This is a genomic window from Amycolatopsis sp. NPDC114505 (assembly GCF_055633615.1).
On the sequence record NZ_JBVKDV010000003.1, the window covers coordinates 1,521,541 to 1,546,243 of the forward strand.

Genomic DNA, 24,703 nt, shown 5'->3' on the forward strand with positions numbered 1-24,703 from the left:
GTACGTGGTTCTGACGTGGTCGATGCGCGTTTGGCGCGGGACTTGGTCGTCATGTGGGCTCCGCGGTCGTGATGACGGCGACGCCCTGGCTGGCGAGCCAGCCCCGCGCGGCCCGCACCCGGTCCGCGCGACGCTGCTCCGGCGTCGAGTCGCTCTGTGCGCCCGGCCAGCCCGGGTCGTCGAAGGTCGTGCCGGGCACCACCCAGCAGACGAGGCGGTCGAACCGGCGGGCGGGCGCCCCGGCCGGAACGGCGCCGGCGGCGTACCGGGCCGCGCCGAGCCGGGCCGCCGTCGTCGCCCGCAAGAGGTCACGGGGGCTCGTGGCCGCGTCCGCGACGACGAACGCCACGAGCACGGGCAACGCGACCGGCGCCGGGTCCGGGTCCGCCCCCGGCGGGCTCATCGCCAGGGTGGCGTCGAGCGCGACCGGATCGTCCACACCGGACTGCCGGGCGGTGACGTCCACGATGGTGTCGTTGAGGATCGCGGTGCGCACCACGACGGCGCCGGTCCACACCGCGTCGGCCGCGGCGGGCGGTACCAGCCCGGTCTCCCAGGACGCGGTGACCTCCCACGGCACCGGCTCCCCGGTGCGCCGGAACTGGGCCAGCGCCGACACCCGGGAGCCGAGCGGCACCGCGAGGTCGAACCGGTCGAAGGTCGCCGTCACCGGTTCGGTCACCAGGTCCGGGTCGAGCTCGTAGGCCACCGCCCCGATCGCGAGCAGCGCGTCGGCGGTCAGGACCGCCGCCCGCGCCGCCGGATCGGCGAGCCGGAGCAGGGTTTCACTGGCGACGTCCATGTCCTCACCCCCGGTTTTCCTCGGTGTCACCCGGACTCTGCCGGGCGGGGACCCGCGGCGGCATCGGGTGACTCCCTCGACTGCGGCGCGCGCTCGCCCGGGAGCCCACCGTGGTCACCCCCGCGCGTTCAGGGCGTTCACGAGCTGCGTGCGGGAGTGGACCACGAGCTTGCGGTAGATCTGCGTGAGGTGCGCTTCCACCGTTTTCCGGGACAGGAACAGCATTTCGGCCGTTTCGGCGTTGTTGTGGCCCGCCGCCACGAGACTGGCGATGCGCAGCTGCTGCGGGGTCAGCACGTCCGTCGCGAGCGGACCGGGTTTCGCGCCCGGGTGGTCGCCGGCGGCGGACAGCTCGGCGGCCGCGCGGGCGGCCCAGGCACCCGCGCCCAAGCCCTCGAACACGTCCACCGCGAGCCGCAGCGCCGGGCGGGCGGCCGCGGGTCGGCGCAGTCTGCGGAGCACTTCTCCCTCGCACAGCAGGGTTCTGGCGTACTCGAAGGGGGCCGTCCGGACGTCGCCCGCGTCGCGGGCCTTCGCGAACGCGGCCGTGGCCGTGGCGACGTCGCCGGCCAGCAGGCCCCGGCACCGCCACGCGGCCGACAGCTGCCCCCGCAGTCCCGCGCCCGCCGCCCGTTCTTCCAGCCAGGCCACGACTTCCCCGGCCCGTCCGGGATTCCCGCACCGGAGGTGCGCCTCGGCGAGATCGGCCGCGAACGGCACGACGGCCGGGTTGCCCACCCCGCCGGCTTCGGAGTGCGCCCACGCGGACTCCAGCGGCTCGACGGCGGCTCCCGGTTCGCCCGCGGTCAACGCGGCGAGCCCCCGCACCGCCGGCTCCAGCAGCAGCCGCAGGTCGACGCCGAAGGGGCCGGCCTCCTTGCGGCTGCGGGCCAGGAGTTCCACGCACCGCTCCTGGTTCCCTCGCGCGGCCTCCACGCGGGCCAGTGCCAGCAGTCCGAACGCGACCACCCCGTTCGGCGGGGTCCGCTCCGCCACGGCGATGGCCTCGACGGCGTCCGCCTGGGCGGAGGCCCAGCCGCCGGTGCGGAAGCCGATGTCGCTGCGCACGGCCAGTGCGACGGCCAGCAGCGCCGGTGCCCGGCCGCGGCGCAGCCGGCAGAGCGCGGCGTTGATCGCCGTCCTGGCGGGGTCCGGCCGATCCGTCCACAGCTCCGCGAGCGCCAGCCACACCTGCGCCGCCGGGTCGGCGGTCCGTTCGGGCGGCGGGACCTCGCCGCCCGGCAGGCCGTGCATCACGCGGGCGGCCGCGGCGGCCGGTCGCGCGGACGGCGGCAACGGGACACCGGCCAGCGACTCCGCCTCGGTGACCGCCACGCAGGCCAGGCGCGGCTCCCCCAGCACCATGGCGGGCACGGTCGCCTGGCACAGCAGTTCCGCCGCCCGCACCGGATCCCGCCGGGCGAGCCAGGACGCCGCCCCGGCCAGCTCGTCGAAGGCCTGCCGGTGCTGCCCGGCGAGCGCCAGCCCCCGCGCGCCGCGGCCGGCGGCCGCCGCGAGGAACACCGGGTCGTCGCGCAGGGCCGTGGCCTCGCGGCACCACGACACCGCCCGCTCGCCCTGCCCGGCCCGCAGCGCCCCGGCCGCCGCCGTGAGCAGGCGCATCGCGCGCCGGCGGGGGTCGGCGGTCAGGTCGGCCGCGCGGCGCAGGAACCGGGCCGCGGCGGCCGGGTCGGCGGTCCCCCTGGCCAGTCCGGCCAGCCGGGCGGCCAGCTCGTCCGCCGGTCCGGTCACCGCGAACGACTGGTACCACGCCTGCTGGTCCCGCCGCGAGTGCGTGGTCAGTGCGTCGTAGACGGCTTTCCGGGCCGACGCCGTCAGGTCCACCAGCAGCACCGGGCCGAGCAGGGGGTGCCGCAGCCGCGGCGACCCGCCGCCGGTCACGAGCCCGAGCCGCTCGCCGGGCAGCACGTCGTGCGGCGACAGCCCGAGCTCGGCCAGCGCCGCTTCGACGGTCGCCGGTTCCGCCGGCCCGGCGACGGCCAGCACGGCGAGCGCCCGGCGGGTCGCGTCCGGCAGGCGGGTGAGGACACCACGCCACGCGGGCAGCACCGAAGCCCCCACTTCGAGCGTGAGGTCGGTGGGCCGATCGGTCTTCGTGGCCAGCCGGGCCAGGGTTTCCACGACGGCCAGCGGGTTGCCGCCGGTCGCGTCGACGAGCGCGTCGACCTCGTGGTCCGGGACGAGGAACCCGCGGGTCCGGGCCAGGCGGCGGCCGTCGGCGCGGTCGAACCCGGTCAGCCGCACGGTGGGCAGGTCCGGCGGTTCGGCGGCCGCGCCGGGTTCGTCGCGCAGTGCCATGACGAGCGCCACCCGCTCGCGGCCGAGCCGGCGGCCGAGGTAGGCCAGCAGCCGCCGGGACTCCCGGTCGACCCACTGCAGGTCGTCCACCAGGACCAGCACCGGTTCGCGGTCCGCCGCGGCGGCGAGGACACCGAGCGCGCCGGCGCACACGGCGAGCGCGCCGGGCGCCGGACCGTCGTCGAGCGCGAGCGCGATCTCCAGCGCCCGCCGCCGCGCGGGCGGCACCTTCGCGAAGTACGGGGTGAGACCGTCGAGCAGCTGCGCCGTGGCGGCGTAGGCGAGGGTGGTCTCGGCCCGGCTCCCGCGCACCCACACCACCCGGTGCGGCGCCCGGTCGGCCAGGTGCCGCAGCAGCGCGGTCTTCCCGATCCCCGGCTCGCCGACGACGACCCGCGCCGACCCGTGCTCCACCGGCCGCCCGAGCAGCCCGCTCTCCCACCGCCGGCCGACGAACGGCGCGCGCGGCTCCGCCCCGGCCGGTCTTCGATCCAGCGAAACGGCGGTATCCGTTGTCCCCACGGCACTCCCCCAGGTCGACCGGCGCGTGGCGGTCGGCCACGCGGTCCGTCCCGGGAGCAGGTCCCACCCTGGTCGTCCCCCGGACGCTGCGGCGACGCTTGCACGGCCCGTCGACAGTTCGTCGACAGTCCGCCGATACGTCGTTCCCGCACGTCAGAGCGCGACTCGGAGGGCACCGAGGGTGAGGCGGGCCGGTGGGTCGCGCGGACCCACCGGCCGCCGGCGTCACACGAGGGAGGCGGTCAGCCCCCCGTCGAGGACGTAGTGGCTGCCGGTGATCCACGTCGCCCGGTCGGAGGCCAGGAACGCCGCCACCTCGGCGATGTCCTGCGGCGTGCCGAGCCGGCCCTGCTTCGCCGCGACGAGGTCCTTGAACGGGACCTGGGTCGCCGCCTCGAAGTCGGGGACCAGGCGCTCGACCATGGCGGTGTCGGCGAAGCCTGGGCAGACGGCGTTGACCCGGATGCCGGCCGGGCGCATCTCGACGGCTGCGACGCGGGTCAGCTGGATGACCGCCGCCTTCGTCGCGCAGTAGGAGCCGAGCAGCGGGCTGCCGCCGACGCCGGCGATCGAGGCGATGTTGACGATGTTCCCCTTGGACTCCATCAGGTGCGGCGTCGCCGCCTTCATCGTCACGAACGTGCCGCGCACGTTGACCGCGAAGATCTTGTCGAAGCTCTCCGTGGACTGCTGCAGCAGCGGCGACGAGACCTCGATGCCGGCGTTGTTGACCAGGACGTCGAGCCCGCCGAGCAGGTCGACCGCCTGCTGGATGGCGGCCTGGACCTGAGCCTCGTCGGTGACGTCGCAGTTGGCGACGCCGGCGGCGCCGATCTCCTCGGCCGCCTGCTTCGCGGCGTCGGCGTTCATGTCGCTGACCACGACCTTCGCGCCGCGTTCGGTGAACAGCGCGGCGATCGCCTTGCCGATACCGGCGCCGGACCCGGTGACGAAGACGCGCTTTCCCTCGAGTTCGGACATGCTGGTTCCTCTCACATCGCTTCGATCTTGGGCAGGATTTCTTCTTTCACGCGCTTCATGTCGTCGAGCGTCTTCGCCACCGGGACGTCCTGGAACGGCGGCCACAGGAACGGCATGGTGAGCCCGGCTTCCCGGTACCGCTTGAGCTGGTCGGTGATCTGCCGCTCCGACCCGACGAGCAGGTTGGTGCCCTTGCCCCTGGGGGTCTGGTCCATGTCCTGGTCGGTGATGACGAACCAGATCATGCTGGAGATCTCGAGGTCGTCGACCGACCGCTTGGTGTCGAGCTCGTCCAGCTCGCGCTGGATCTCGGTGCGCCACCGCCCGATGTCCTCGGGCGAGTCCTGGATGCCGATCCAGCCCGACAGCCCGTACTTCGCGATGCGCGCGGCGGAGCGCTTCGGGTCCTTCAGGCCGCTGAAGAAGATCGGCGGGTGCGGCTTCTGCACCGGTTTCGCCCCGAACCCGGCCGGCTCGAAGTCGGCGAACTCGCCGTGGTACTCGAAGACCTCGTTGGTCCAGATGCCCTGCATGATCTCCAGGGTCTCGCGCACGTGCTTGTGCCGCTTGGGAAAGATGTGCGCGGCGCTGGCGGCGGCGAACTCCTCCGGCATCCAGCCGGAGCCGACGGCGACGTTGAGCCTGCCGCCCGAGAGGTGGTCGATGGTGGCCAGCTCCGCGGCGAGGACGCCGGGGGAACGGTACGGCGTGTCGATGATGCTCATGCCGATCCGGACCTTCGAGGTCTTCGCGGCGAGCCAGGGAAGCAGCGGCATGCCCTGGAGGAACTCGCCCCGTGAGCTCACCGGGAGCTGCTTGCCCATTTCGTCCAGCATCCCGAAGGGGTACTGCATCTCCCCTCGGTCCGAGGCCTCCGGCACGATGATCCGGTCGAGCGTCCAGACGGAGTCGAAGTCGAGGTCTTCGGCGAGCGCGGTGAGGTCTTCGAGCTCCCGGACGGTCACCTTGTCCCGGAAGTTCGGCAGGTAGAGCGCGAGTTTCATGGTCGGACAGCCTCCTTGCTGTTCTGAGTGAAGGTGGAGCGGATGTCGGCTTTCAGTACTTTGCCGACGGTGGAGCGCGGCAGCTCCGGCCAGATCTCGATCTGCTTCGGCGCCTTGACGCTGCCGATGCGGTCCTTGACGAACGCGATCAGCTCGCCGGTGTCGAGCTCCCGGCCGGGCTGGAGCTGGACGACGGCGGTGACGCGTTCGCCCCACTTGTCGTCGGGCAGCCCGATGACGGCGCAGTCGCGGACGGCGTCGTGCGCCATCACCGCCTGTTCGACCTCGGCGGAGTAGACGTTGAAGCCGCCGGTGATGACCATGTCTTTGGCGCGGTCGACGATGTGGAGGAAGCCCTCGCCGTCGAGGAACCCGATGTCGCCGGTGTGGTGCCAGCCGTGGGCGGACGCCTCGGCCGTCGCCTCGGGGTTGCGGTAGTAGCCGGCCATCACGAGCGAGCCGCGCACGCAGATCTCCCCGCGCTCCCCTTGCGGGACGGGCCGGCCGTCCTCGTCGAGGATCGCGACGGTGACCAGCGGCGAGGGTCTCCCGGCCGAGGCCAGCCGTCCCGTGTGGACGGTGCCGTCGGGTCTGCGGTGGTCCGCGGGCGACATCGTCGAGATCATCATCGGGGCTTCGGACTGGCCGAACAGCTGCGCCATCGGGCCGATACGGTCGAGGGCTTCGGTCAGCCGGGTGGTCGACATCGGGGCCGCGCCGTACCAGAAGCACTGCAGGGACGAGAGGTCCGTGCGGTCGAGGGCTTCGTGGCCGAGCACCATGTAGATCAGCGTCGGCGGCAGGAACGTGTGGGTGACGCGGTGGCGTTCGATCAGCTCCAGGAACCGGCCGACGTCGGGCTTGGCCATGATGACGACCTCCCCGCCGCGGGCGAGGATCGGGAAGCAGAGGACGCCGGCCGCGTGGGTCAGCGGGGCCAGGGCCAGGTACACCGGGCGCCCGTCGAAGGGGTAGCTCATCAGCGTGATCGCCGACATCGCCTCGAGGTTGCGGCCGGTGAGCATGACGCCCTTGGGCCGTCCGGTGGTGCCCCCGGTGCCGACCAGGGCGACCACGTCTTCGGGTTGCCCGGCTTCGACGGCGGGATCGTCGCGGGCCGCATCGAGCCATTCCGGGAAGCCGGGCGCGAAGTCATCGCCGTCCCCGAGGCGGACGAGAGTGGTCAGTTTGGGCAGCTTCGGCGCGATCTGACGGACGAGGTCCTCGAAGCCGGGCTGGAAGATCAGCGTGGCGCAGTCGAAGAGGTCGAGCAGTTCGGCGTTCTCACCGGCGGCGTTGCGGGGGTTGATCGGGCACCACACGGCACCCGCGCGGGCGATGCCGAAGACACAGGTGAACGCCGTAGGGTCGTTGGCCGAGAGGATGCCGACCTTGTCCCCCGGCCGCACGCCGGAGTGCCGCAGAGCGCGGGCGACGGCCCCGGCGAGATCGACCACTTGGCCGTACGACACCGAAATCCCGTCGAGGGTCAGGCAGGGCGCGTCCGGGTCGAGAGACGCGCCTTTTTCCAGGTAGAAGTACAGAGACATCGTCGTCCCTCCCGAGCTCCGTCGGTCGCTGGACACGACCTTGGCCGCCGTTTGGACGAATGTCAAGATTTTCTTGGACGATTGGCCAGAGAACCGCTCGATGGTATCTTCGGCCGGTGACCAGCCCAGCCGCGGTGCGGCGCCGGACCCGCGTCGACAAGTTCGAGGACCGCCGTCGCGAACTCGCCGACGCGGCTTTGCTGGCGTTGGCCGACCTCGGCTACGCCCGCACGAGCCTGCGCACGATCGCCGAGCACACCAAGTTCTCGCACGGGCTGCTGCACTACTACTTCGCCGACAAGGTCGAGCTGATCACCTACTGCGTGCGCCGCTACAAGGAAGCGTGCGTGAAGCGCTACGAAGGCGGAGTGGGCGGGGCGGCCACCCCGTCCGCGCTGGCCGAAGCGTGCGCGGACGGGCTGGCGGCGGCGCTGGAAGAGGCCCCGCTGATGCACCGGCTCTGGTACGACCTGCGGTCGCAGTCCCTGTTCGAGGCGGCGTTCCGCGACGACGTCGCCGAGATCGACGACAGCCTGCAGGAGATGATCTGGCGGAACGTCCGGGCCTACGCGGACCTGACGAGGATCGAGCCGACGTGCACACCGCCGGAGGCGTACGCCTTGTTCGACGGCCTGTTCCAGCAGGCGTTGCAGCGGCACATCGTCGGGGCCGAAGACGCGCTCGACGACCTGCGGCGCGGCGTGCGGAACCTGTTCCCCCGCCTCATCGGCTGACGGCCGGGACCACCAGCCCCGCCAGCGGCACGTGGTGCTGCCCCGCGTGCATGTCGCGGTCCCGCAGCGATCCCTGGCTCACCGGGCGCGGGAACGAAATCTTCACGACGTTCAGCGACGGGATCCGGAAGATCCGGATCGTCGCCTCCTCGACCCGGTACAGCGACGCGATCACGCGCTCGTTCAGGAACGCCTCGTCCGCCGCCACCCGGTAGCCGTCGGCGTCGCGCAGGAACAGCTCCATCGTCACCCAGAACGGGCCCGCGTTCTTCGACCGGACCTCGTGAGCCAGGTCCGCCAGTGTCTGTTCAGGCAGTGTCTTGTCAGGCATGGGTCGTCCCCTCGAACTCGATCCGGAACAGCTCCGACGGCGCGCAGTCGACGACGTGGTTCAGCACGAACTCGTACGCCGCGCCGCGCTCGACCTCCGCCGGCGACGACGGGAACGCGAAGCTCGGCAGGTAGTCCATCGAGGGCGTCGGCAGGTGCAGCATCAGCGGGTTGGCCACCTTCGCCACCGCCGTCGCCGTCGCCTGGTCGGGCGCGTTGACCAGCAGCATCACGCCCACCTCGCGCGGCGGCCCGCTCTCCGGCTCGAGCTCGCCCAGCACCGCGTTGTGGCCGTACAGCCGCAGGTCGAACGCGTACTCATCGGCGGTCAGGCCCAGCGTCTGGCCGACTCGCTGGGTGATCAGCGCGCGCATCAGCGCGGCCCACTCGTCGAGGTCGGCCAGCACCAGCGGGTCGCGGATCGCCGAGAACGACATGGTTTCGTATCCCGTGATCCGCGCGCCCTCCAGCTTGATCGTGTGCTGGTCCGCGACGTGGAACTGCGAGCCGGTGACGCGGACGACCCGGTCGTCGACGGCGGTGTACTCCGCCTCGCGGACGTCGAGCGTGCCGTCGGGTTCGCGCATCTCGAACGGGTCCGCCGTCTCGTACAACATGTGCGCCGCCACCAGGATCGGCGTGCACGCCGCACTCGGGTCGAGCGGCTCGATGGTGAAGCCGTCGGCGTCGATGGTCGCCAGGACGCCGCCCGCGCGCGGGTTGTCGGTGCACTGGCCGCCGCACTCGACGATCTTGGCGGCGTGCCACGTCGGCCCGGCCGGCATGCCCTTCATGAGCGGGAACGCGGCCGCCACCGCCGTGTCGGTCGCGCGGCCGGCCAGCACGACCTGCGCCCCCGCGCGCAGTGCTTCGACGATCGGCTCGTGCCCCATCGCGCCGACGATGTGCGTGCAGCTCTCGAGGGTCTCCGCGGCCAGCTCTCCCAAGGGCGGCAACGGATGCACCCGGCCGGCGCCGAGGTGTTCCTTGAGCTCGGCGGCGTCCTGCTCGCTGTAGATCTTCGCGACCTTCAGGTCCAGGCCCTCCTCCGCCAGCACCTCGGCGGCGATGCCGGCCACCCAGTCGACGCCGGCGTCGGTGCCGCTCGTGCCGCACGAGCCCACGATCACCGGGATCCCGGCGCCCGCGGCGGCCGTGAACAGGCTGCGCAGGTCGCGCGCCACGGCCTTGGCGGTCGTCTTGGCCGTCGCGGCGCCGAGGTAGTACGGGCCGGAGTCGGTCGACCCGCCGTCGATACTGATGACGTCGGCCCCCAAGGCGATACCTCGTTCGACCGTGGCGTGGTCCCAGCCGGCGCCGAGCATCCCGCTCGGGGCCAGCACGCGCACTGTGTCCATGTCCCTCATTTCCCTCCGTTGACAACGAATCGGGCCCGGCCGGCCAGGGCCGCCACGAGCTCCTCGGCGCCGCGCAGGCCCGCGGCCCGGCGCGCTTCGGCGGTCTGCCCCGCCAAGTGCGAATACACGACGATCCCGTCGACCCCGCGCAGCGGGCTGCCCGCGGGCAGCGGCTCCTCACCCACGACGTCGAGCGCGGCGCCCGAAATCTCGCCGGAGCGCACGGCTTCGACGAGCGCGTCTTCGTCGACGATCGCGCCGCGGGCGGTGTTGACGAGCAGCGCGGTGGGCTTCATGAGCTTGAACGCCGAGGCGTCCAGCAGTCCCCACGTCCGGTCGGTCAGCGCGGTGTGCACCGAGACGTAGTCCGAAGTGGACAGCAGCTCGGGCAGCTCGACGAACCGGACGTCCGGCCCGCGCAGGCCGGAGGTGCAGACGACGTCCATCCCGAACGCGCGGGCCAGCGGCACCACCGCCCGCGCCGAAGCGCCGTACCCGATGAGCCCGAGCGTCGACCCGCGCAGTTCGCGGCCGTCCTCGCGCGGCCACTCCCCCCGCGCCACCCCGGACGCCGACCGCACGAGCCGCCGCGCGCCGGCGAGCAGCAGCCCGAAGGTGTACTCGGCGACGGCGTTCGCGTTGATCCCGGGCAGATTGCTGACGCTGATCCCTTGCCGGGCCGCGGCTTCGACGTCGATGGAGTCGTACCCGACGCCGGTCCGGACGATGACCCGCAGCTTCGGCGCGCGAGCCAGCACGTCGGCGGTCAAGGGCTCGTTGGCGACCAGCGCCGCGTCGATCCCGTCCAGAGCGGCGACGAGGTGCTCGGGGTCGCGCTTGCCGATCATCGGCGAGTGCACGGTTTCCAGCCCGGCGCCGCGCAGGTACGCGTCGACCTCGTCGCCGGGACGCAGGTAGTCGGTGGTGACCAGGACGCGGCTCACAGCACCCGCCCGTCGGTGCGGCGGCGCTGCAGCACGGCCACGCGCGCCACCAGGAGCACCGCGACCGCCGTGACGAGCCCGACGTCGAGGAGCATGAACGGCCACCCGGTCACGTCGACCATGCCGCCGACCAGTGCCGGGCCGACGAACCCGCCGGCCGACCAGCCGACGGTGTAGAGGCCGGTGTAGGTCCCGAGCACCCGCGCCGAGGGCGCGAGGTTCCACAGGACGACTGCCATGTTGACCATGAACGCCGACGCGCCCGCGGCCGCCACGCACATGGCCACGACCGTGCCGGCGGGCGTCCGCACCAGAGTGCCGAGCACCATCGCCGCGGCGAACACCGTCATCCCGATCAGGATCACGCGCAGCCGCCCGAAGCGTTCGGCGCACAGGGCGACCGGGTAGGCGGCCGCGATGAACGCGATCCCGCTGGGCAGGGTGAGCCCGCCCGCGTCGCCGCGGGACATGCCCAGCGCCTCCATGCCGTAGTTGGTGACGAGCGACCGCGACGCGAACCACGCGCCGCCGAAGGCGAAGACGGCCCCGATGACCAGCAGCCGGCTGCGGTCGGCGTCGCGCCCGATGTCGAGCAGCACGTCCCGCATCCGCACGCGGGGCCGGGCGTCCTGTTCGGAGCGATCCTCTGCGAGCGCGGCCTGGTAGGCCGGGGACTCGCTGTCGCGCACCCGCCAGCCGAGCACGCCGACGGACACCAGCATCAGGACCGCCGGGATCGCGAAGGACAGCTTCGGGAAGTCGTCGATCAGGAAGATGCTGATCAGGGCGGCGACGATCACCGTGATGCTGGAGGCGATCTTGACCGCCGCGTTCGCCCGGCTGCGCCGCTCGGGACCGATGAAGTCCGGCAGCAGCGACTCGGCGATCGGCTTGAAGGAGTTCGCGACGAGCGCGTAGCTGAACATCACGAGGATCAGCAGCGGCAGCGACACCGCGGCGTGCGGGATCAGGACGAACAGCAGAGCCGCCACCGGCATCCCGGCGACGAGGTACGGGATGCGCCGGCCCCACGACGTCCGGGTGCCGTCCGAGCGGTTGCCCATCCACGGCTGGATGAAGATGCCGAGCAGGTTGTCCATGCCCATCAGCGCGCCGATCAGCGCGGCGCTGCCGAGGTGCTCGCGCAGCAGCGGCGGGACCTGCGAGTCGTAGAGGTTCCACGTCGACTCCTGCGCGAAGACCGCCAGGGCCACGAAGAACGTGATGCGTCCCGTCCGGACGCGCGGGGTGGTCGACGTCATGGCGGCCACCGTACTTTTGCTATAGCAAGATGGTCAATAGTTGCAAACGAGTTTTGCCGTAGGCTGGCTGCATGATGGGTGAGGCACTGCAGACCGACACGCTGGCCGACCGCGTGTACCGCGCGATGCGCGACGCGATCACCACCGGCGAGCTGCGCCCGGGCCAGAAGGTCACCGAACGCGGGTTCGCCGAGCGCTTGGCGGTCAGCCCGACGCCGGTGCGCGAGGCCATCCGGCGCCTCGAGCAGGACGGCCTCATCGAGCGGTCCGGCCCGCGCACGGTCAAGGTGGCGATGTTCGGCGGCGTCGCCGTCCAGGACCTCGCCGAGGTCGAGGTCGGCCTGCGCGGCATGGTGGCCCGCTTCGCCGCCCGCCACGCGACGCCCGAGCAGCTGGCCGGGCTCGACACGATCCTCGACGAAGCTGACGACCTGCTCATCCTCATCAAGCAGCGCCACGCGTCCGGCCAGGACGTCGAGAAGCACGTGGGCCGCCTCTTCGACGCCATGCAGCGCTTCAACGCCCTGGTCGAGTCGTGCGCGGGCAACCCGGTGCTGGTCCGCCTGCTCGACCAGACCCGGGTGTTCTCCCAGCCGGAGCGGCGCTCGCGGGTGCTCGAACGCGTCAGCGTGGACGAGACGTTCGGCCTGGACCGCTACGCGACCCACCGCGCGCTCGTCCGCGCGCTCCGGGCCGGCGACTCGGTCCAGGCGGAGGCGCTGGTGCTCGAAGACGCCCGGGGCGGCCTCGCGGATCTGCTCGCGAGCCCCTGATTCAGGCGGCGATCCGCTCGGCGATCGCCGTGCCGAGTCCCGCGGTCGTTCCCGGGCCGCCGAGGTCCGGGGTGAGCACGTCCGGCCGCTCGGCGAGCACGTCCTCGATCGCCGCGACGACCCGCGCGGCGGCTTCGGGTTCGCCGAGGTGGTCGAGCATCATCGCGCCGCTCCAGATCTGGCCGACGGGGTTGGCGATCCCGCGCCCGGCGATGTCGGGAGCCGAACCGTGGACCGGCTCGAAGAGGCTCGGCCAGGTGCGGTCGGGGTTGATGTTGGCGCTCGGGGCGATGCCGATCGTGCCGGTGCACGCGGGCCCGAGGTCGGAGAGGATGTCGCCGAAGAGGTTGCTGGCCACGACGACGTCGTACTTTTCCGGGCTCAGCACGAACTTCGCCGCCAGGATGTCGATGTGGTCCTTGGCCGCGGTCACGTCCGGGTACCGGGCGGCCATCGCGGCGGCGCGCTCGTCCCAGTAGGGCATCGAGATGGCGATGCCGTTGCTCTTGGTCGCCCACGTCAGGTGCTTGCGCGGCCGCGTGGCGGCGAGGTCGAAGGCGTAGCGCAGCACGCGGTCGACGCCGGTGCGGGTCATCACCGTCTCCTGCAGCACGGTCTCCCGGTCGGTGCCCTCGAAGATCCGGCCGCCGACGCTGGAGTACTCGCCCTCGGTGTTCTCCCGGACGACGAGGAAGTCGATGTCGCCCGGCCCGTGGTCGCGCAGCGGGGCGCGCACCCCGCGCAGCAGCCGGACCGGCCGCAGGTTGACGTACTGGTCGAACCCGCGGCGAACCTTCAGCAGGCTGCCCCACAGCGACACGTGGTCGGGCACCACCGCCGGCCAGCCGACCGCGCCGAAGTAGATCGCGTCGAAGCCGGCGAGCCGGTCCTGCCAGTCCGGGGGCAGCATTTCGCCGTGCTCCAGCCAGTATTCGGCGGAGGCGAAGCCGAATTCGGTGGTTTCGAGCGCGAAGCCGTGGACATCGGCGGCGGCGCGCAGGCAGCGCAGGCCTTCCGGGACGACCTCGCGCCCGATGCCGTCGCCGGGGATGACCGCGATGCGGTGGTTCACGAGCTGCTCCTCTGTCGGGTCCCGCCACTGTGGGCGGCGGCCCGGCACCGCGGCAAGATCGCGCGGGGCAACCTATCCTTTCCCCCATGGAAAGACTCGACGACCTCGGCTTCTTCCACGTGGTCGCCGCCAGCGAGACGCTCACGGCCGCCGCCCGCGAGCTGGACGTCTCGCTGCCGGTGGTCAGCAAGCGCCTGAAGGCCCTGGAACAGCGGCTCGACGTCCGGCTGGTGCACCGCGGCGCGCGCCGGCTCACGCTGACCGCCGAGGGCAGGTTGTACGCCTCGCGCGTCGAGACGATCCTCGACCAGGTGCGGGAGCTCGACGACCTGGTCGGGCACCGGGCCGGCGACCTGCGGGGCTCGGTCGTCGTCCAGGCGACGCCCGGGCTCGGCCGCGCGCACGTCGCGCCGCTCATCGGCGAGTTCACCGCGCTGCACCCGCGGGTGCGCGTCCGGCTCCACACGTCGGCGCTGCCGCTGCGGCCGCACCGGCGGGAGTTCGACGTGGCCGTGCACGTCGGCACGCCGCCGGACTCGACGTTGCGGATGCGCCGGCTGGCCCGCAACCGCCGGGTGCCGTGCGCGGCACCGTCCTATCTGGACCGGCGGGGGACGCCCGAGCGGATCGAGGACCTGGCCGGCCACGACTGCATCGTGCTGCGCGAGAACGAGGGCGACTTCGCGCTGTGGCGCTTCGGCGGCGCCGCCCAGCCCCGCCAGGTGCGGGTGCGCGGCAGCCTGTCGAGCGACGACGGCGACATCGTGACGGACTGGGCGTTGCGGGGCCACGGGATCGTCATGCGCTCGGAGTGGCAGGTCCGGTCCCATTTGGACAGTGGTGCGCTGGTGCGGGTGCTCCCCGGCGTCCCGACCCCGCCCGCCGACATCTACGCCCTGCGCGCCGACGACGCCCACGTGCCGCGGCGCACCAGCGAGCTGATCACCCACCTGGCGGCGCGGCTACCGGAGCGGCTGGCTCGCCAGTAGCTCGTCGACCTCCGCGCGCGACGGGCTCGTCGCCGGGCCGTACCGCCCGACCGCGACCGCCGCGGCCGCGTTCGCGCGTTCCGCCGCGGCGAGGAGCGGTTCCCCGCGCAGCAGCTCCGCCGCCAGCACGCCGCAGTGGGCGTCCCCCGCGCCGTTGGTGTCCACCGGCTCGACCGGGAAGCCCGGGACGCGCACCGTCGCCCCGTCCTCCGTCACATCGCACCCCTGCGCGCCGACGCGCGTGATCCGCACCGGAACCGCGCCGACGCCGTCCACAGTGGACATCGCCGCGGCCTCGGCGGTGTTGCACGACAGGATGCCGACGTGCGGCAGCAACGCCCGCCAGACCTCCGGAGCGACGTCGGCCGCGAGCGGGCCGGGGTCGAGCAGCACCCGGTGACCGCCCGAAGCCGGCAGCCACGCGAGGAGCGCGTCACGGTTCGCCGCCCGCAGGAGGCTGTAGCCGGTGACGTAGACCAGGTCCCCGTCGCCCAGGCGCACCCGGCGCAGGTGCTCGGCTGTGAGCGTGCCCTCGGCGCCGGTCTCGGTGATGAACGTCCGCTCGCCGGCCGCGTCGACCAGGACGACGCACACCCCCGTGTCCGGCGTGACCGGCGGCTGGACGAGCGCCACGCCCTCGGCGGCCAGTGCTTCGCGGACCAGGTCGCCGAACCGCCCGGTGCCGTGCTCCCCCGCGTACACGACCTCCGCGCCGGCGCGGGCCGCCGCGGCCATCACGTTGAACCCGCCGCCGGCGGTGAAGCGGACGTCCGAGGCGAGCACGTCACCGCCCGCGGGCGGCAGCGCCTCGACCCGCATCACCAGGTCGACGATGGCCTGTCCGGTGTGGACGAGCCGGCCGGTCATCGACGGATCCTCGCACCGCCGAGCGCGGCGTACAACCCGGCGCCGACGACGAACGTGACGACCCAGCCCAGTCCGTTGGCGCCGAGCCACGTGCCGGACAGGGGCCCGGTGAACCAGGCGTCGTCGCCGGTGCCCGCCGTCGTGAACAGGTAGCCCGCGACGATGGCCGCGGCCCACGCCAGCAGGGCGCGCGGCTCGCAGCCGGCGCGGTACCAGTACGCGCTGGTGCGGTGGACGTCCATCAGCGCCGCCGGGTCGTAGTCGCGCCGGCGCACCATGTCGACGACGAACACCCCGACCCACGCCGTGATCGGCACCGCCAGCAGGCTGATGAACGCGATGAACGGGCCGTAGAAGCCGTCGGCCACGAGCATGAAGTACAGCGAACCGAGGAACGTCACCACGATGTCGACGACCACGGCGTACACCCGCTTGAGCCGGATGCCCAGGGTCAGCGTGGTGAGGCCGGCGGAGTACACGGACAGGTGGTTCGAGAGCAGCAGCCCGCCGAACGCGGCGATCAGGTACGGCACGGCCATCCAGCTCGGCAGCAGCTCGCGGATGGCCGCGACCGGGTCGCCCGCCGAAGCCAGCGACGGGTCGTCGGCCGAGACCAGGCTGCCCAGCGAGATGAGCAGCACCAGCGGGATCCCCGCGCCCGCCGCGGCCGAGGCGACGAGCGAGCCCGCCCGCACCGTCGGCGACTGGTAGCGCGACATGTCGGCGGACGCGTTCGCCCAGCCGATCCCGGTCCCGGCGGCGATGGTCCCGACGCCGGCGATCATCGCCCCGACCGGGGCCGGCGACGCGGCGAACACCTGGCCCCAGTGGATCCGGGTGACCAGGCTGACCGCGACGACGACGTTGAGCGCGCCGAAGATCCACGTCGACCAGCGCTGCACCGCCACCAGCACCGCGTGACCGAGGCCGGAGACCGTCACCGTGAGCAGGACGAACACCAGCACGCCGGCGATCGTCAGCACCGGGGACGCCTTGGCGTCCGCGTTCGCGCCGAACAGGATCGCGCAGAGGGAGAGGAACGCGAACGCGGCGGTCGTCGTGTTCACCGTCTCCCAGCCGAGCCGGGACACCAGCGACACGATGGTCGGCCCGATGTTGCCCCGGACGCCGAAGACCGCGCGCGACAGCGTGAGCCCGGGCGCGCCGCCCCGCCGGCCGGCGATCGAGACGACGCCGACGACGGCGAACGACCCGGCCGCACCGAGCACCGCGACGATCGCCGCCTGCCAGAACGCCAGGTGCTGCACCGCGACCAGCGTCGCGCCGAGCGGCAGCCCGAGGATGCTGATGTTGGCGGCGAACCACACCCAGAACAGCTGCATCGGGTGCCCGTGGCGCTCGGCGGCGGGCACCGGTTCGATGCCGCGGGTCTCGAGCGCTCCTGTCCGCTCCGGGCTAGCCGCCGTGTCCGCACGGTTCGCGCCGGGGACCTGGGCTGAATCGACCATCGTTACCTCGCACCTGGAGAAGGCCGTCCACGATGACGGCCAGATCGAGCCGGTTGACCGCGCGCACCTTATCGACCAGGTGGGCGGGCAGTCCGGAAATCCCGTGGTGTGCGCCGAGGATCGCCCCGCACACGGCTGCCACGGTGTCGGTGTCGCCGCCGATCTCGGCGGCGAGGGTCAGTGCCGCGGCCGGGTCGTCGCCGAGGTTTTCGGCGAGCGCGAACGCGGCGACCACGGATTCCTGAGCGGCGACCGACGTGCCGATGACGTGGGTGAGCGCGTCGGCGAGACCGGCGCGGCCCAGGCCCCGCACCCAGCCGCGGGCCCAGGCGATGCGGGCGGCGATGTCCCCGCCGGCGATCCAGTGCCCGCGCAGCGCGCCCTCGGCCGCGGCCCGTTCGGCTTCGCCCAGAGAAGTCGTGAGGTCGGCACCGTCCACACCGGACGACACGGCGGCCGCCACCGCGGCTGCCGCGGCGATCCCCAGCCCGGTGTTGTGGGTGACGCGGCTGGCCGCGACGACGGCGTCGAGGAACCCCTCGCCCAGCGGGGTCGCGATGCCGACCGGCGTGATCCGCATGGCGGCGCCGTTGGTGGCCCCGTCCCGGCCGGCGTCCTCGGCGTCGGCGCCCGCGTCGAGCCGGTCGAGGGCGCGCCGGGTCGAGGGGCCGAGCAGGTCGAGCGAGCCGCGGCGGACCATGTCCGCCTCCCACTCCCGCAGGGCTTTGGCGAAGTCGTGGGCATCGATCCGGCCACCGCCGTCGATGGCGAGCCGGGCCACGAGCACGGCCTGTTCGGTGTCGTCGGTGATCGACCCGGCAGGCATCGAGGGGGCGATCGGCTGCTCGGCGACGGCGTCGACGAAACCGCTGATGGGGCCGTACGCGGCGGCGATGGCGGCGCGCGACATCGACTGCGTCGGCATGCCGAGCGCGTCACCGATCGCGAGACCGTAGAAGGCGCCGAGCGCTCGCTCCCGCATGAGGGACAGCCGGGTGAACATGTACAACCATGTACAGTTACCACGGAGGACGTGTCAAGCCCCTGGTCAGCGGTCAGGCGCTCGGGGCGACAGCTCGGCCAGGTCAGTGCTGGCGGGCAGCGGGTAGCTCTGGTTCTCCCTTGTCGGCGAGCGGCAGGGACTCGTCAACCGTCTCGTCCACCCGGAGCCGCCACGGCTGGAACCAGTACAGGCCCGCCGGGAGCGGCTCATCGCGTTCTCCCCTTTTCGCTGACAACAGACACCCAGGACATACCGGCCGCGACGGCGAGCATCGTGAGCACTCCCCGCGGCCAGAAGATGTGACTGTCCAGAAAGGACACACTCGCGAGCAGGAGCACGACCCCGCCCGGCACCGCCCACCACCCCGCGCGCAGGACCGCCGCCACCACGATCAGCGCGCTGGCCACCAGGAAGCAGGCCGCGCCGAGGTGCCCGACCAGGTCGCCCGCCGTGAACACCGCGCCGACGACCGGGGTGGCGCCGTGCTGGGCGTGGACCACCGTGCCGCCGGCGATCCCCGCGACCGCGTCGAGCCCGCCGTAGAACGCCGCGTACCCGAACGCCGCCACCCACCCGGGCCACCGCAGCCACGGCGGCGCCTCCCTCAGCAGGTCCCACTGCGCGACCGCGAGCAGCGGGAAGACCGGCAGCAGGATGATGTGCAGCGTCGTCCACCAGGGCGCGGTGGCCGCGTCGAGCTGCGCGGGGTGCACCGCGCCGAACCCGGCCAGCAGCAGCCCCGGAACGGCGACGAGGAACCCACGCGGCGACATCCGGCGACCGTAGCCCGGACCCGCCGCCGAAAAGCGGTTCCGGGGATTAGGAAACCCTTACGGGCCGGGGCGCGCCCGCCCCGGCCCGGCGCGTCACCGCACGAGAGCGTCGTGGCCGAGGAGGTCGCCGAACACCGACACCGCGCGGTCCACGGCGTCGTCGTCGACACCCGCGTGGGTCACCGCGCGGATCCGGTCGGTGCCCAGCTCCTCCACCCGGATCCCGCGGCGGCGGGCCGCCTCGATCAGCGTGCGGGTCGTGTAGCGGTCGTCGCGGACCTTGAAGAACACCATGTTCGTCAGCGGCGGGCCCGGGTCCAGCCGGACGCCCGGGATCCGCGACAGGCCGCGGGCCAGGCGCGCCGCGCGGGCGTGGTCCTCGGCCAGGCGCTCGGTCATGTCCGTCAGCGCCACGATCCCGCACGCCGCGATCATCCCGGCCTGGCGCATGCCGCCGCCGAGCATCTTGCGCATCCGGCGGGCCGCCGCGATCGTCACGCGGTCGCCGACCAGCACCGAGCCGATCGGCGCGCACAGGCCCTTCGACAGGCAGATCTGCACCGTGTCCGCGTGCTTGGCCACCTCCGCCGCGCTGACGCCGAGCGCGACGGCCGCGTTGAACAGGCGGGCGCCGTCGAGGTGCAGGGCGACGCCGTGCGAACGGATCAGCCGGGACACCTCGCTGAGGTAGTCCAGCTGCAGGGGCAGCCCGCCGCACCGGTTCTGCGGCGTCTCCAGGCTCAGCACCGCCGGCGGCGCGATCTGCGGGTCGCTGCGGTCGACCGCGCACGCCTCGGCGATCGCCGCCGGGTCGATCGTGCCGTCGGGCAGGTTCGGCAGCGGGTCGTAGACGATGCCGCCGCACAGCGACGCGCCGCCCGCTTCGTAGACGTAGACGTCGGACTCGTGCCCGACGATCGCCTTGCCGCCGCGCGGGCAGTGCGCCAGCAGCGCGGTCAGGTTCGCCATGGTGCCGCTCGGCATCAGGCAGCCGGCCTGCTTGCCGAGCAGCTCGGCGGCGAGCTGCTCCAGCCGGTCCACGGTCGGGTCCTCGCCGTAGACGTCGTCGCCGAGCGGGGCGCGCGCGGCGGCCTCCAGCATCGTGGGCGTGGGCAGGGTGAAGGTGTCGCTGCGGAGTTCGACGTGCGTGCCCCGCACGGGCGCGGCTTCGGGGCGGAGGGTGGCGAGGTCATCGGCGAAGGTGGTCACAACAGGCTCCCTGGCAGGTCAGCGGGTGAGGGTTCGGACGGCGTCGTCGAGGCCGATTTCGGCCTGGCTCCAGCGCCAGCGGCGTTCTTCGGCGGCGGCGCGGATGCGGTCGAACGCGGTTTCGGCTTCGGTCACGGCGGCGAGCACGGACTCCCGCGCCGGGCCGCCGCCGTACGCCGCGTGCTGCGCGACTTCGGCGGGGTCGAGCGCGGCCAGGACGTGCGGTGGCTGCCCGGCCAGCCGGACGCGGGCGACCTCGTGCAGCGGGACACCGGCGTCCAGGGCTTCCTTCGCGATGGCGCCGACATCGTGGTGCGCCTGCCGGAACGGGACACCGGCGTCGACGAGCCGTTCGGCCAGGTGGGTGGCCGCGGTCTGGCCGTCGACGGCACGCGCGTACATCCGCTCCGGCACCGGTTCGGCGCCTTCGACGACGAGCCGCAGCAGGACGACGGCGTCGGTCGCGGCCTCCAGCGCCGACCACGCCGGGGCGACGGCTTCGGTGCCGACGGCGATGGCGTTGGTGAAGCGGGCCGTGGCCATGGCGCTCGCCGACGCGGTGAACGCGCCGAGCGGGGCCAGCGCCCGGCCCTGGACGTGCTCGAGCAGGAACGGGTTGCGCTTCTGCGGCATCATCGAGCTGGACCCGACGACGTCGTCGGCCAGCCGCAGCAGCCCGGCCTCGGCGCTGGTCCACGCCTGGAAGTCGTGCGAGACGCGGCAGAGCAGCACACCGAGGACGGTGGCCCCGGAAAGCTGGCGCAGCACCAGGTCCCGCGACGCGACGGCGTGCAGCGAGTTCGGGATCGAGGTCGCGAAGCCGAGCAGCGCGGTGGTGCGTTCCTGGTCGACCGGCAGCGACGTGCCGCCGACCGCGCCCGCGCCGAGCGGGTTCTGGTCGATCTCCGCACCGGCCTGCCAGAGGCTTTCGACGTCGCGGACGAGCGCGCTCGCCACGCCCGCGAGGTAGTGGCCGTAGGTGATCGGGACGGCCGGCTGGTGGTGGGTGTAGGCGGGCATGGTGACGTCGGCCCAGCGCCGGGCCCGGTCGAGCAGGGCGCGGCCGAGCGCGTCGGACTCGGCGAGCAGGCGTTCGTGCGGTTCGCGCAGCCGCAGCCGCACGACGGTGGCGTTGAGGTCGTTGCGCGAGCGTCCACTGTGGAGGATCCCGCCGACCTCGGCGCCGAGGGTGCCGATGAGGTGGGACTCGTAGGCGAGGTAGCGGCCGCGGGGCGCGGGGACGTCGTGCAGGGGCGTGAAGCGTTGCCGCCGCAGGCTTTCGATGCCGCGGAGGAGCTCGCCGGCCCGGGCCCGGTCGACGATGCCGCGTTCGGCGAGCATGACGACGTGGGCCCGGTCGACCTGGCTGATGAGCCCGAGCTCGGCGGCGACCGGGTCGGGCGCGGGGGCGGTGTCGCGGTCGAAGAGGATCTCCCTGGCCGCGGCGGAGACGGTGCTGGTGAGCCGTCCGGTTCCGCCTGGGGCGATGGTCATCGAGGTGCTCCTTCCGGGGTGTCCGGGTGGGGTTCGGGACGTTCTTCGTCCCGTTCGTCGCGCGCACGATCGGTCTGCGCGACGGTGGCGATGAGAAAGCGCAAGGTCATCGGTGGGGTCCTTCCGGGACGAGGGCCGCGCGGAGCCGGTCCAGTCCGGCGGCCGCGGCCGCGCGGGCACCGCGGGGGCGATCGGCCACGGCGAGGACGTGCCCCGCCCGGTCGCGGTAGTCGCGGGCCGGGCGGACCACCGTGCCGTCGGGCCGGTACAGCCGCGCTTCGGCCACCCCCGGCACGCACGACGCCTTCGCCTCGGCGTCCCCGGCCGCGACCACCGAGGACGAAGACGCCGTCAGGAACCGCAACGACGCACACGCGCGCCGGGTGGGCCGCAGGTCGGGCGGCAACCCGAGCACGGCCGAAACCTGCGCCGCCACCAGGTCGACGCCCGACGCCGCGCGGACCAGCTCCGGGATCATCCCGCCCGCCGGGCGCGGGTTGACCTCCATCAGCCGCGGCCCGGTCGGCGTCAGGCGGATCTCGACGTGCGCCGCGCCGAAGCCGAGGCCCAGCGCGGTCACCGCCGCCCGGGCCGTGTCGATCAGGGCCGTCTCGTCCGACGGGGGCAGCGAAGCCGGGACGTCGTGGCCGACCTCGACGAAGAACGGCGCCGGCCCGAGGTGCTTGCGCACCACCGCCACCACGACGTCGCCGAACAGCTCCACCGAGTACTCCGGCCCGCTCGCGTACGGCTCCACCAGCACCTGTGCCGGCACCGGCAGCCCGCGCTCGTTGTGCGTCACCGAAAGCAGCGCCGCCGCCTGGGAAGCGACCGCCTCGGGCGTCTCGCAGCGCAGCACCCCGACGCTCCCCGACCCCTCGGCCGGCTTGAGCACCACCGGGAACTCGACCGCAGCCTCGACGGCCGCCTCCACGGAGGTCGCCACCGTGCACGGTGCCCCGAGGACGGCCCGCTGGTGGGCCTTGTTGCGGCACTCCGTCACGGCGTCCGGGTCCGGGCCGGGTAGATCCAGCTTCGCCGCGATCCGCGCCGCGACCGGGATGAAGTACTCCGAGCTGCTCGTCACCCCGGCCGGTTCGCCGATGTCGGAAGCCAGCACCGCGCACGCGTCCGCCGTGTCGCACACGACGACGCGCACGCCGTCTTCCGCCGCGTACGGGTAGCGCGCAGGGTCGGCCGCGGCCAGCACCGGTTCGAACCCGAGCGAACGGGCCTGCCGCGCGAACAGCCGCCCGGTGCCGGTCGTGTTGCTCTCGACGAGCAGCAGCGTCCGCGTCAAGACGCGTCCGCCAGCGAGCGCCGGCCCCAGTTCAGCCAGGTCCACGAGCCACCCGGCTCGGTGGGCGCGACGACCTCGTACGGCTCGGCCGCACCGGAGTGCGCGAGCCCCTGCGCACGCAGCCACTCGTCGGAGTAGACCGTGTCCTGGTAGCGGTAGCCCTCGTCCGGCAGCAGCGCGACGACCGTGGCGTCCGGGTTGCGCCGCGAGAACCAGTCGGCGACCTTGAACGACGCGCCGCTGGTCGGGCCCATGAACAGGCAGTGCCGCGCGTACAGCTCGCGCGTCGCGGCGAAGGCTTCCGCCGCGCCGATCCAGTGCACCTGGTCGTAGCCGGAGTGGTCGACGTTGGGCGGCACCAGGCTGTTGCCGAGCCCGCGCAGCACGCGCGGCCCGTCGGGCTGGCCGAAGATGGCGCTGCGCTGGGTGTCGACGCCGATGAGCGTCAGGTCCGGGACGAGCATCCGCAGGAACGAGCTCGTGCCGGACGTCGAGCCGCCGGAGCCGACCGCGCCGACCAGGCAGTCGGGCACGCCGATGGTCTCGGCGAGCTGCTCGGCCACCAGCGCGTACGACCGGGGGTTGTCGGGGTTGCTGTACTGGCCGGGGACCCAGTGGTTCGGGTACTCCGCGCGCAGCTCCTCGAGCCGGTCGAGCCGCGCGCGCTGGAACCCGCCGACGGGGCTGGGCTCCGGGCAGATCTCGACGCGGGCGCCGAGGTGTTCGAGGCGGCGCTTCAGCGGGGCGTCGATGGCCGGGTCGCCGACGATCGTGAGCGGGTAGCCGCGCAGGCGGCAGACCATCGCGAGGCCGAGACCGAAGGTGCCCGACGACGTCTCGAGCACGGTCGTGCCCGGGCCGACGTCGCCGCGCTCCTCGGCGCGGTCGAGCATGAACCGGGCGGGCAGCAGCTTCATCAGGCCGAAGGCGGCGACGTGGAAGTTGGGCCGGATCCGGATGATCCGGGGCAGCTCGGTCGCCTCCACGACGGACCGGCTGACGGGTGCGGCAAGGGTCATCGGACTCACCTCTCGGTTTCGAACTGCCAGGTTTCGGTCACGTCGAGCCGGGTCGCGGCGAACTCCAGCCGGGCCGGGGTCTCGGCGTCGGTAGCGTCGAAGAGCAGGCCGGCGACGTCGCCGCTGTGGGCGACCTGGACGCCGGCGGCCCCGGCGGCGCGGGCGACGGCGAGGATGTCGTCGAGGCCGGGGATGGGCAGGTGCCGCTGGTTGAGCAGGGTGCTGGCGGTGGCGACGCGGCCGAGCAGGCCCGCGTCGCCGTCGCGGACGGCCCGCCGCAGCAGGCCGTGCAACGGGCGGAACGCCTCGATCTCCCACGACGTGTAGCGCGCGGGCGTGAGTTCCAGGGTGTCGACGCCGCGCCCGCCCGGGCTGGTGCCGAAGCCGAGCACGGACAGGGGCATCAGCTCCCCCAGGTCCTCGATCGGCTCGCCTTCGCGATGGGCGAAGACCACCGCGCGGCCGCCGTACATGAGCGAGTCGGACGCGGTTTCGGCTTCGACGGCCAGCGCGCCGACCTCGGCGGGCGAAAGCCGGCGGCCGGTCGCGGCGAGGACCGCGCCGATCGCCGACGTCACGTCCGCGGTGGACGAGCCGAAGCCGCGGCACAGCGGGATGTCGCTGGTGATGTCGAGCAGCCCGCCGGGGACCGGGGTGCCGAGCCGGGCCAGGGTGAGGTCGGCGGCGCGGCGGGCCTTGGTGCGCCACGCGGGACGCACCGTCGTGCCGGTGTCTTCGGTGGGCAGGAAGGTGGCGCGGGTGCTGTAGAGCGGGCACGGCAGGGTGACGAGCCCGCGGCGCAGGCGGCCATCGGCGACGAAGACCCCTTGCAGGATCTCGCCGTGGTGGGCGTCGACGCGGAAGCTGCCCGCGCGCGGGTCGGTGACGGTGGCGGGGGCCGGTGCGGCGACCGCGAGGTCTTCGGTCAT

General features: G+C 73.4%; 22 protein-coding genes. 3 read left to right on the forward strand and 19 right to left on the reverse strand.

Features of this window, described 5'->3' with window-relative positions; translation table 11 throughout:
* Positions 1 to 49: 49 nt before the first annotated feature.
* The 5 genes from ACZ7OU_RS36350 to ACZ7OU_RS36370 form a co-directional block, all read right to left on the reverse strand.
* On the reverse strand, positions 50 to 802 hold the full coding sequence (locus ACZ7OU_RS36350; RefSeq protein WP_470242859.1) for a hypothetical protein: 753 nt from the start codon (positions 800 to 802) through the stop codon (positions 50 to 52).
* Between the two features lie 114 nt (positions 803 to 916).
* Positions 917 to 3,643 carry a helix-turn-helix transcriptional regulator gene (locus ACZ7OU_RS36355; RefSeq protein WP_470258708.1) on the reverse strand — a complete coding sequence of 909 codons (2,727 nt, stop codon included), beginning with the start codon at positions 3,641 to 3,643 and terminating at the stop codon, positions 917 to 919.
* A gap of 225 nt (positions 3,644 to 3,868) precedes the next feature.
* Positions 3,869 to 4,624 carry an SDR family NAD(P)-dependent oxidoreductase gene (locus ACZ7OU_RS36360; RefSeq protein WP_470258709.1) on the reverse strand — a complete coding sequence of 252 codons (756 nt, stop codon included), beginning with the start codon at positions 4,622 to 4,624 and terminating at the stop codon, positions 3,869 to 3,871.
* Positions 4,625 to 4,635: 11 nt separating this feature from the next.
* Positions 4,636 to 5,628 carry an LLM class flavin-dependent oxidoreductase gene (locus tag ACZ7OU_RS36365; protein WP_470258710.1) on the reverse strand — a complete coding sequence of 331 codons (993 nt, stop codon included), beginning with the start codon at positions 5,626 to 5,628 and terminating at the stop codon, positions 4,636 to 4,638.
* Positions 5,625 to 7,178, reverse strand: coding sequence for an acyl-CoA synthetase (locus ACZ7OU_RS36370; RefSeq protein ID WP_470258711.1), 1,554 nt, complete (start codon positions 7,176 to 7,178; stop codon positions 5,625 to 5,627). Before ACZ7OU_RS36370 ends, ACZ7OU_RS36365 begins: the two co-directional genes overlap by 4 nt.
* A gap of 116 nt (positions 7,179 to 7,294) precedes the next feature.
* Here ACZ7OU_RS36370 and ACZ7OU_RS36375 point away from each other — a divergent pair, with 116 nt between their 5' ends.
* Entirely contained in the window at positions 7,295 to 7,912 is a 618-nt protein-coding gene (locus ACZ7OU_RS36375) for a TetR family transcriptional regulator (RefSeq protein WP_470258712.1), read from the forward strand.
* Here the strand turns inward: ACZ7OU_RS36375 and ACZ7OU_RS36380 are convergent.
* The 4 genes from ACZ7OU_RS36380 to ACZ7OU_RS36395 are packed head-to-tail and all read right to left on the reverse strand — an operon-like array spanning position 7,902 to position 11,806.
* Complete coding sequence (locus tag ACZ7OU_RS36380) at positions 7,902 to 8,243, reverse strand: DUF4387 domain-containing protein (protein WP_470258713.1); 342 nt, start codon at positions 8,241 to 8,243, stop codon at positions 7,902 to 7,904. The genes ACZ7OU_RS36375 and ACZ7OU_RS36380 overlap by 11 nt on opposite strands.
* Positions 8,236 to 9,600 (reverse strand): acyclic terpene utilization AtuA family protein, encoded by a 1,365-nt coding sequence (locus ACZ7OU_RS36385; protein ID WP_470258714.1) that lies wholly within the window; start codon positions 9,598 to 9,600, stop codon positions 8,236 to 8,238. The genes ACZ7OU_RS36380 and ACZ7OU_RS36385 overlap by 8 nt, the downstream gene beginning before the upstream one ends.
* A 5-nt stretch (positions 9,601 to 9,605) precedes the next feature.
* Positions 9,606 to 10,544 carry a phosphoglycerate dehydrogenase gene (locus ACZ7OU_RS36390; protein ID WP_470258715.1) on the reverse strand — a complete coding sequence of 313 codons (939 nt, stop codon included), beginning with the start codon at positions 10,542 to 10,544 and terminating at the stop codon, positions 9,606 to 9,608.
* Positions 10,541 to 11,806, reverse strand: coding sequence for an MFS transporter (locus ACZ7OU_RS36395; RefSeq protein ID WP_470258716.1), 1,266 nt, complete (start codon positions 11,804 to 11,806; stop codon positions 10,541 to 10,543). Before ACZ7OU_RS36395 ends, ACZ7OU_RS36390 begins: the two co-directional genes overlap by 4 nt.
* 71 nt (positions 11,807 to 11,877) lie before the next feature.
* Between ACZ7OU_RS36395 and ACZ7OU_RS36400 the strand changes: the two genes are divergently transcribed.
* The gene (locus tag ACZ7OU_RS36400) at positions 11,878 to 12,579 is read left to right on the forward strand and encodes a GntR family transcriptional regulator (protein WP_470258717.1); all 702 of its coding nucleotides are present in this window, start codon (positions 11,878 to 11,880) and stop codon (positions 12,577 to 12,579) included.
* 1 nt (position 12,580) lies between these two features.
* Here ACZ7OU_RS36400 and ACZ7OU_RS36405 read toward each other — a convergent pair whose 3' ends face one another.
* Complete coding sequence (locus ACZ7OU_RS36405; protein ID WP_470258718.1) at positions 12,581 to 13,651, reverse strand: tartrate dehydrogenase; 1,071 nt, start codon at positions 13,649 to 13,651, stop codon at positions 12,581 to 12,583.
* A gap of 86 nt (positions 13,652 to 13,737) precedes the next feature.
* On the opposite strand from ACZ7OU_RS36405, the gene ACZ7OU_RS36410 reads away from it, so the two are divergent.
* Positions 13,738 to 14,640, forward strand: coding sequence for a LysR family transcriptional regulator (locus ACZ7OU_RS36410; protein ID WP_470258719.1), 903 nt, complete (start codon positions 13,738 to 13,740; stop codon positions 14,638 to 14,640).
* Here ACZ7OU_RS36410 and ACZ7OU_RS36415 read toward each other — a convergent pair.
* From ACZ7OU_RS36415 to ACZ7OU_RS36455, 9 genes are all read right to left on the reverse strand, one after another.
* Positions 14,614 to 15,507 (reverse strand): PfkB family carbohydrate kinase, encoded by an 894-nt coding sequence (locus ACZ7OU_RS36415; protein WP_470258720.1) that lies wholly within the window; start codon positions 15,505 to 15,507, stop codon positions 14,614 to 14,616. The genes ACZ7OU_RS36410 and ACZ7OU_RS36415 overlap by 27 nt on opposite strands.
* Positions 15,504 to 16,976: a purine-cytosine permease family protein gene (locus ACZ7OU_RS36420; RefSeq protein WP_470258721.1), complete on the reverse strand. Its 1,473-nt coding sequence runs from the start codon at positions 16,974 to 16,976 to the stop codon at positions 15,504 to 15,506. The genes ACZ7OU_RS36415 and ACZ7OU_RS36420 overlap by 4 nt, the downstream gene beginning before the upstream one ends.
* Entirely contained in the window at positions 16,924 to 17,979 is a 1,056-nt protein-coding gene (locus ACZ7OU_RS36425; RefSeq protein WP_470258722.1) for an ADP-ribosylglycohydrolase family protein, read from the reverse strand. Before ACZ7OU_RS36425 ends, ACZ7OU_RS36420 begins: the two co-directional genes overlap by 53 nt.
* A gap of 206 nt (positions 17,980 to 18,185) precedes the next feature.
* Positions 18,186 to 18,752, reverse strand: coding sequence for a hypothetical protein (locus ACZ7OU_RS36430; protein WP_470258723.1), 567 nt, complete (start codon positions 18,750 to 18,752; stop codon positions 18,186 to 18,188).
* A 93-nt stretch (positions 18,753 to 18,845) separates the two neighbouring features.
* Positions 18,846 to 19,961 (reverse strand): GntG family PLP-dependent aldolase, encoded by a 1,116-nt coding sequence (locus ACZ7OU_RS36435; RefSeq protein ID WP_470258724.1) that lies wholly within the window; start codon positions 19,959 to 19,961, stop codon positions 18,846 to 18,848.
* A gap of 18 nt (positions 19,962 to 19,979) precedes the next feature.
* A complete protein-coding gene (locus tag ACZ7OU_RS36440) occupies positions 19,980 to 21,455 on the reverse strand; it encodes an argininosuccinate lyase (RefSeq protein WP_470258725.1) in 1,476 nt (491 codons plus the stop codon).
* A 106-nt stretch (positions 21,456 to 21,561) separates the two neighbouring features.
* The gene (locus tag ACZ7OU_RS36445; protein ID WP_470258726.1) at positions 21,562 to 22,755 is read right to left on the reverse strand and encodes an ATP-grasp domain-containing protein; all 1,194 of its coding nucleotides are present in this window, start codon (positions 22,753 to 22,755) and stop codon (positions 21,562 to 21,564) included.
* Positions 22,752 to 23,774 (reverse strand): pyridoxal-phosphate dependent enzyme, encoded by a 1,023-nt coding sequence (locus ACZ7OU_RS36450; protein WP_470258727.1) that lies wholly within the window; start codon positions 23,772 to 23,774, stop codon positions 22,752 to 22,754. The genes ACZ7OU_RS36445 and ACZ7OU_RS36450 overlap by 4 nt, the downstream gene beginning before the upstream one ends.
* 5 nt (positions 23,775 to 23,779) lie before the next feature.
* Positions 23,780 to 24,703, reverse strand: coding sequence for a GHMP family kinase ATP-binding protein (locus ACZ7OU_RS36455; RefSeq protein ID WP_470258728.1), 924 nt, complete (start codon positions 24,701 to 24,703; stop codon positions 23,780 to 23,782).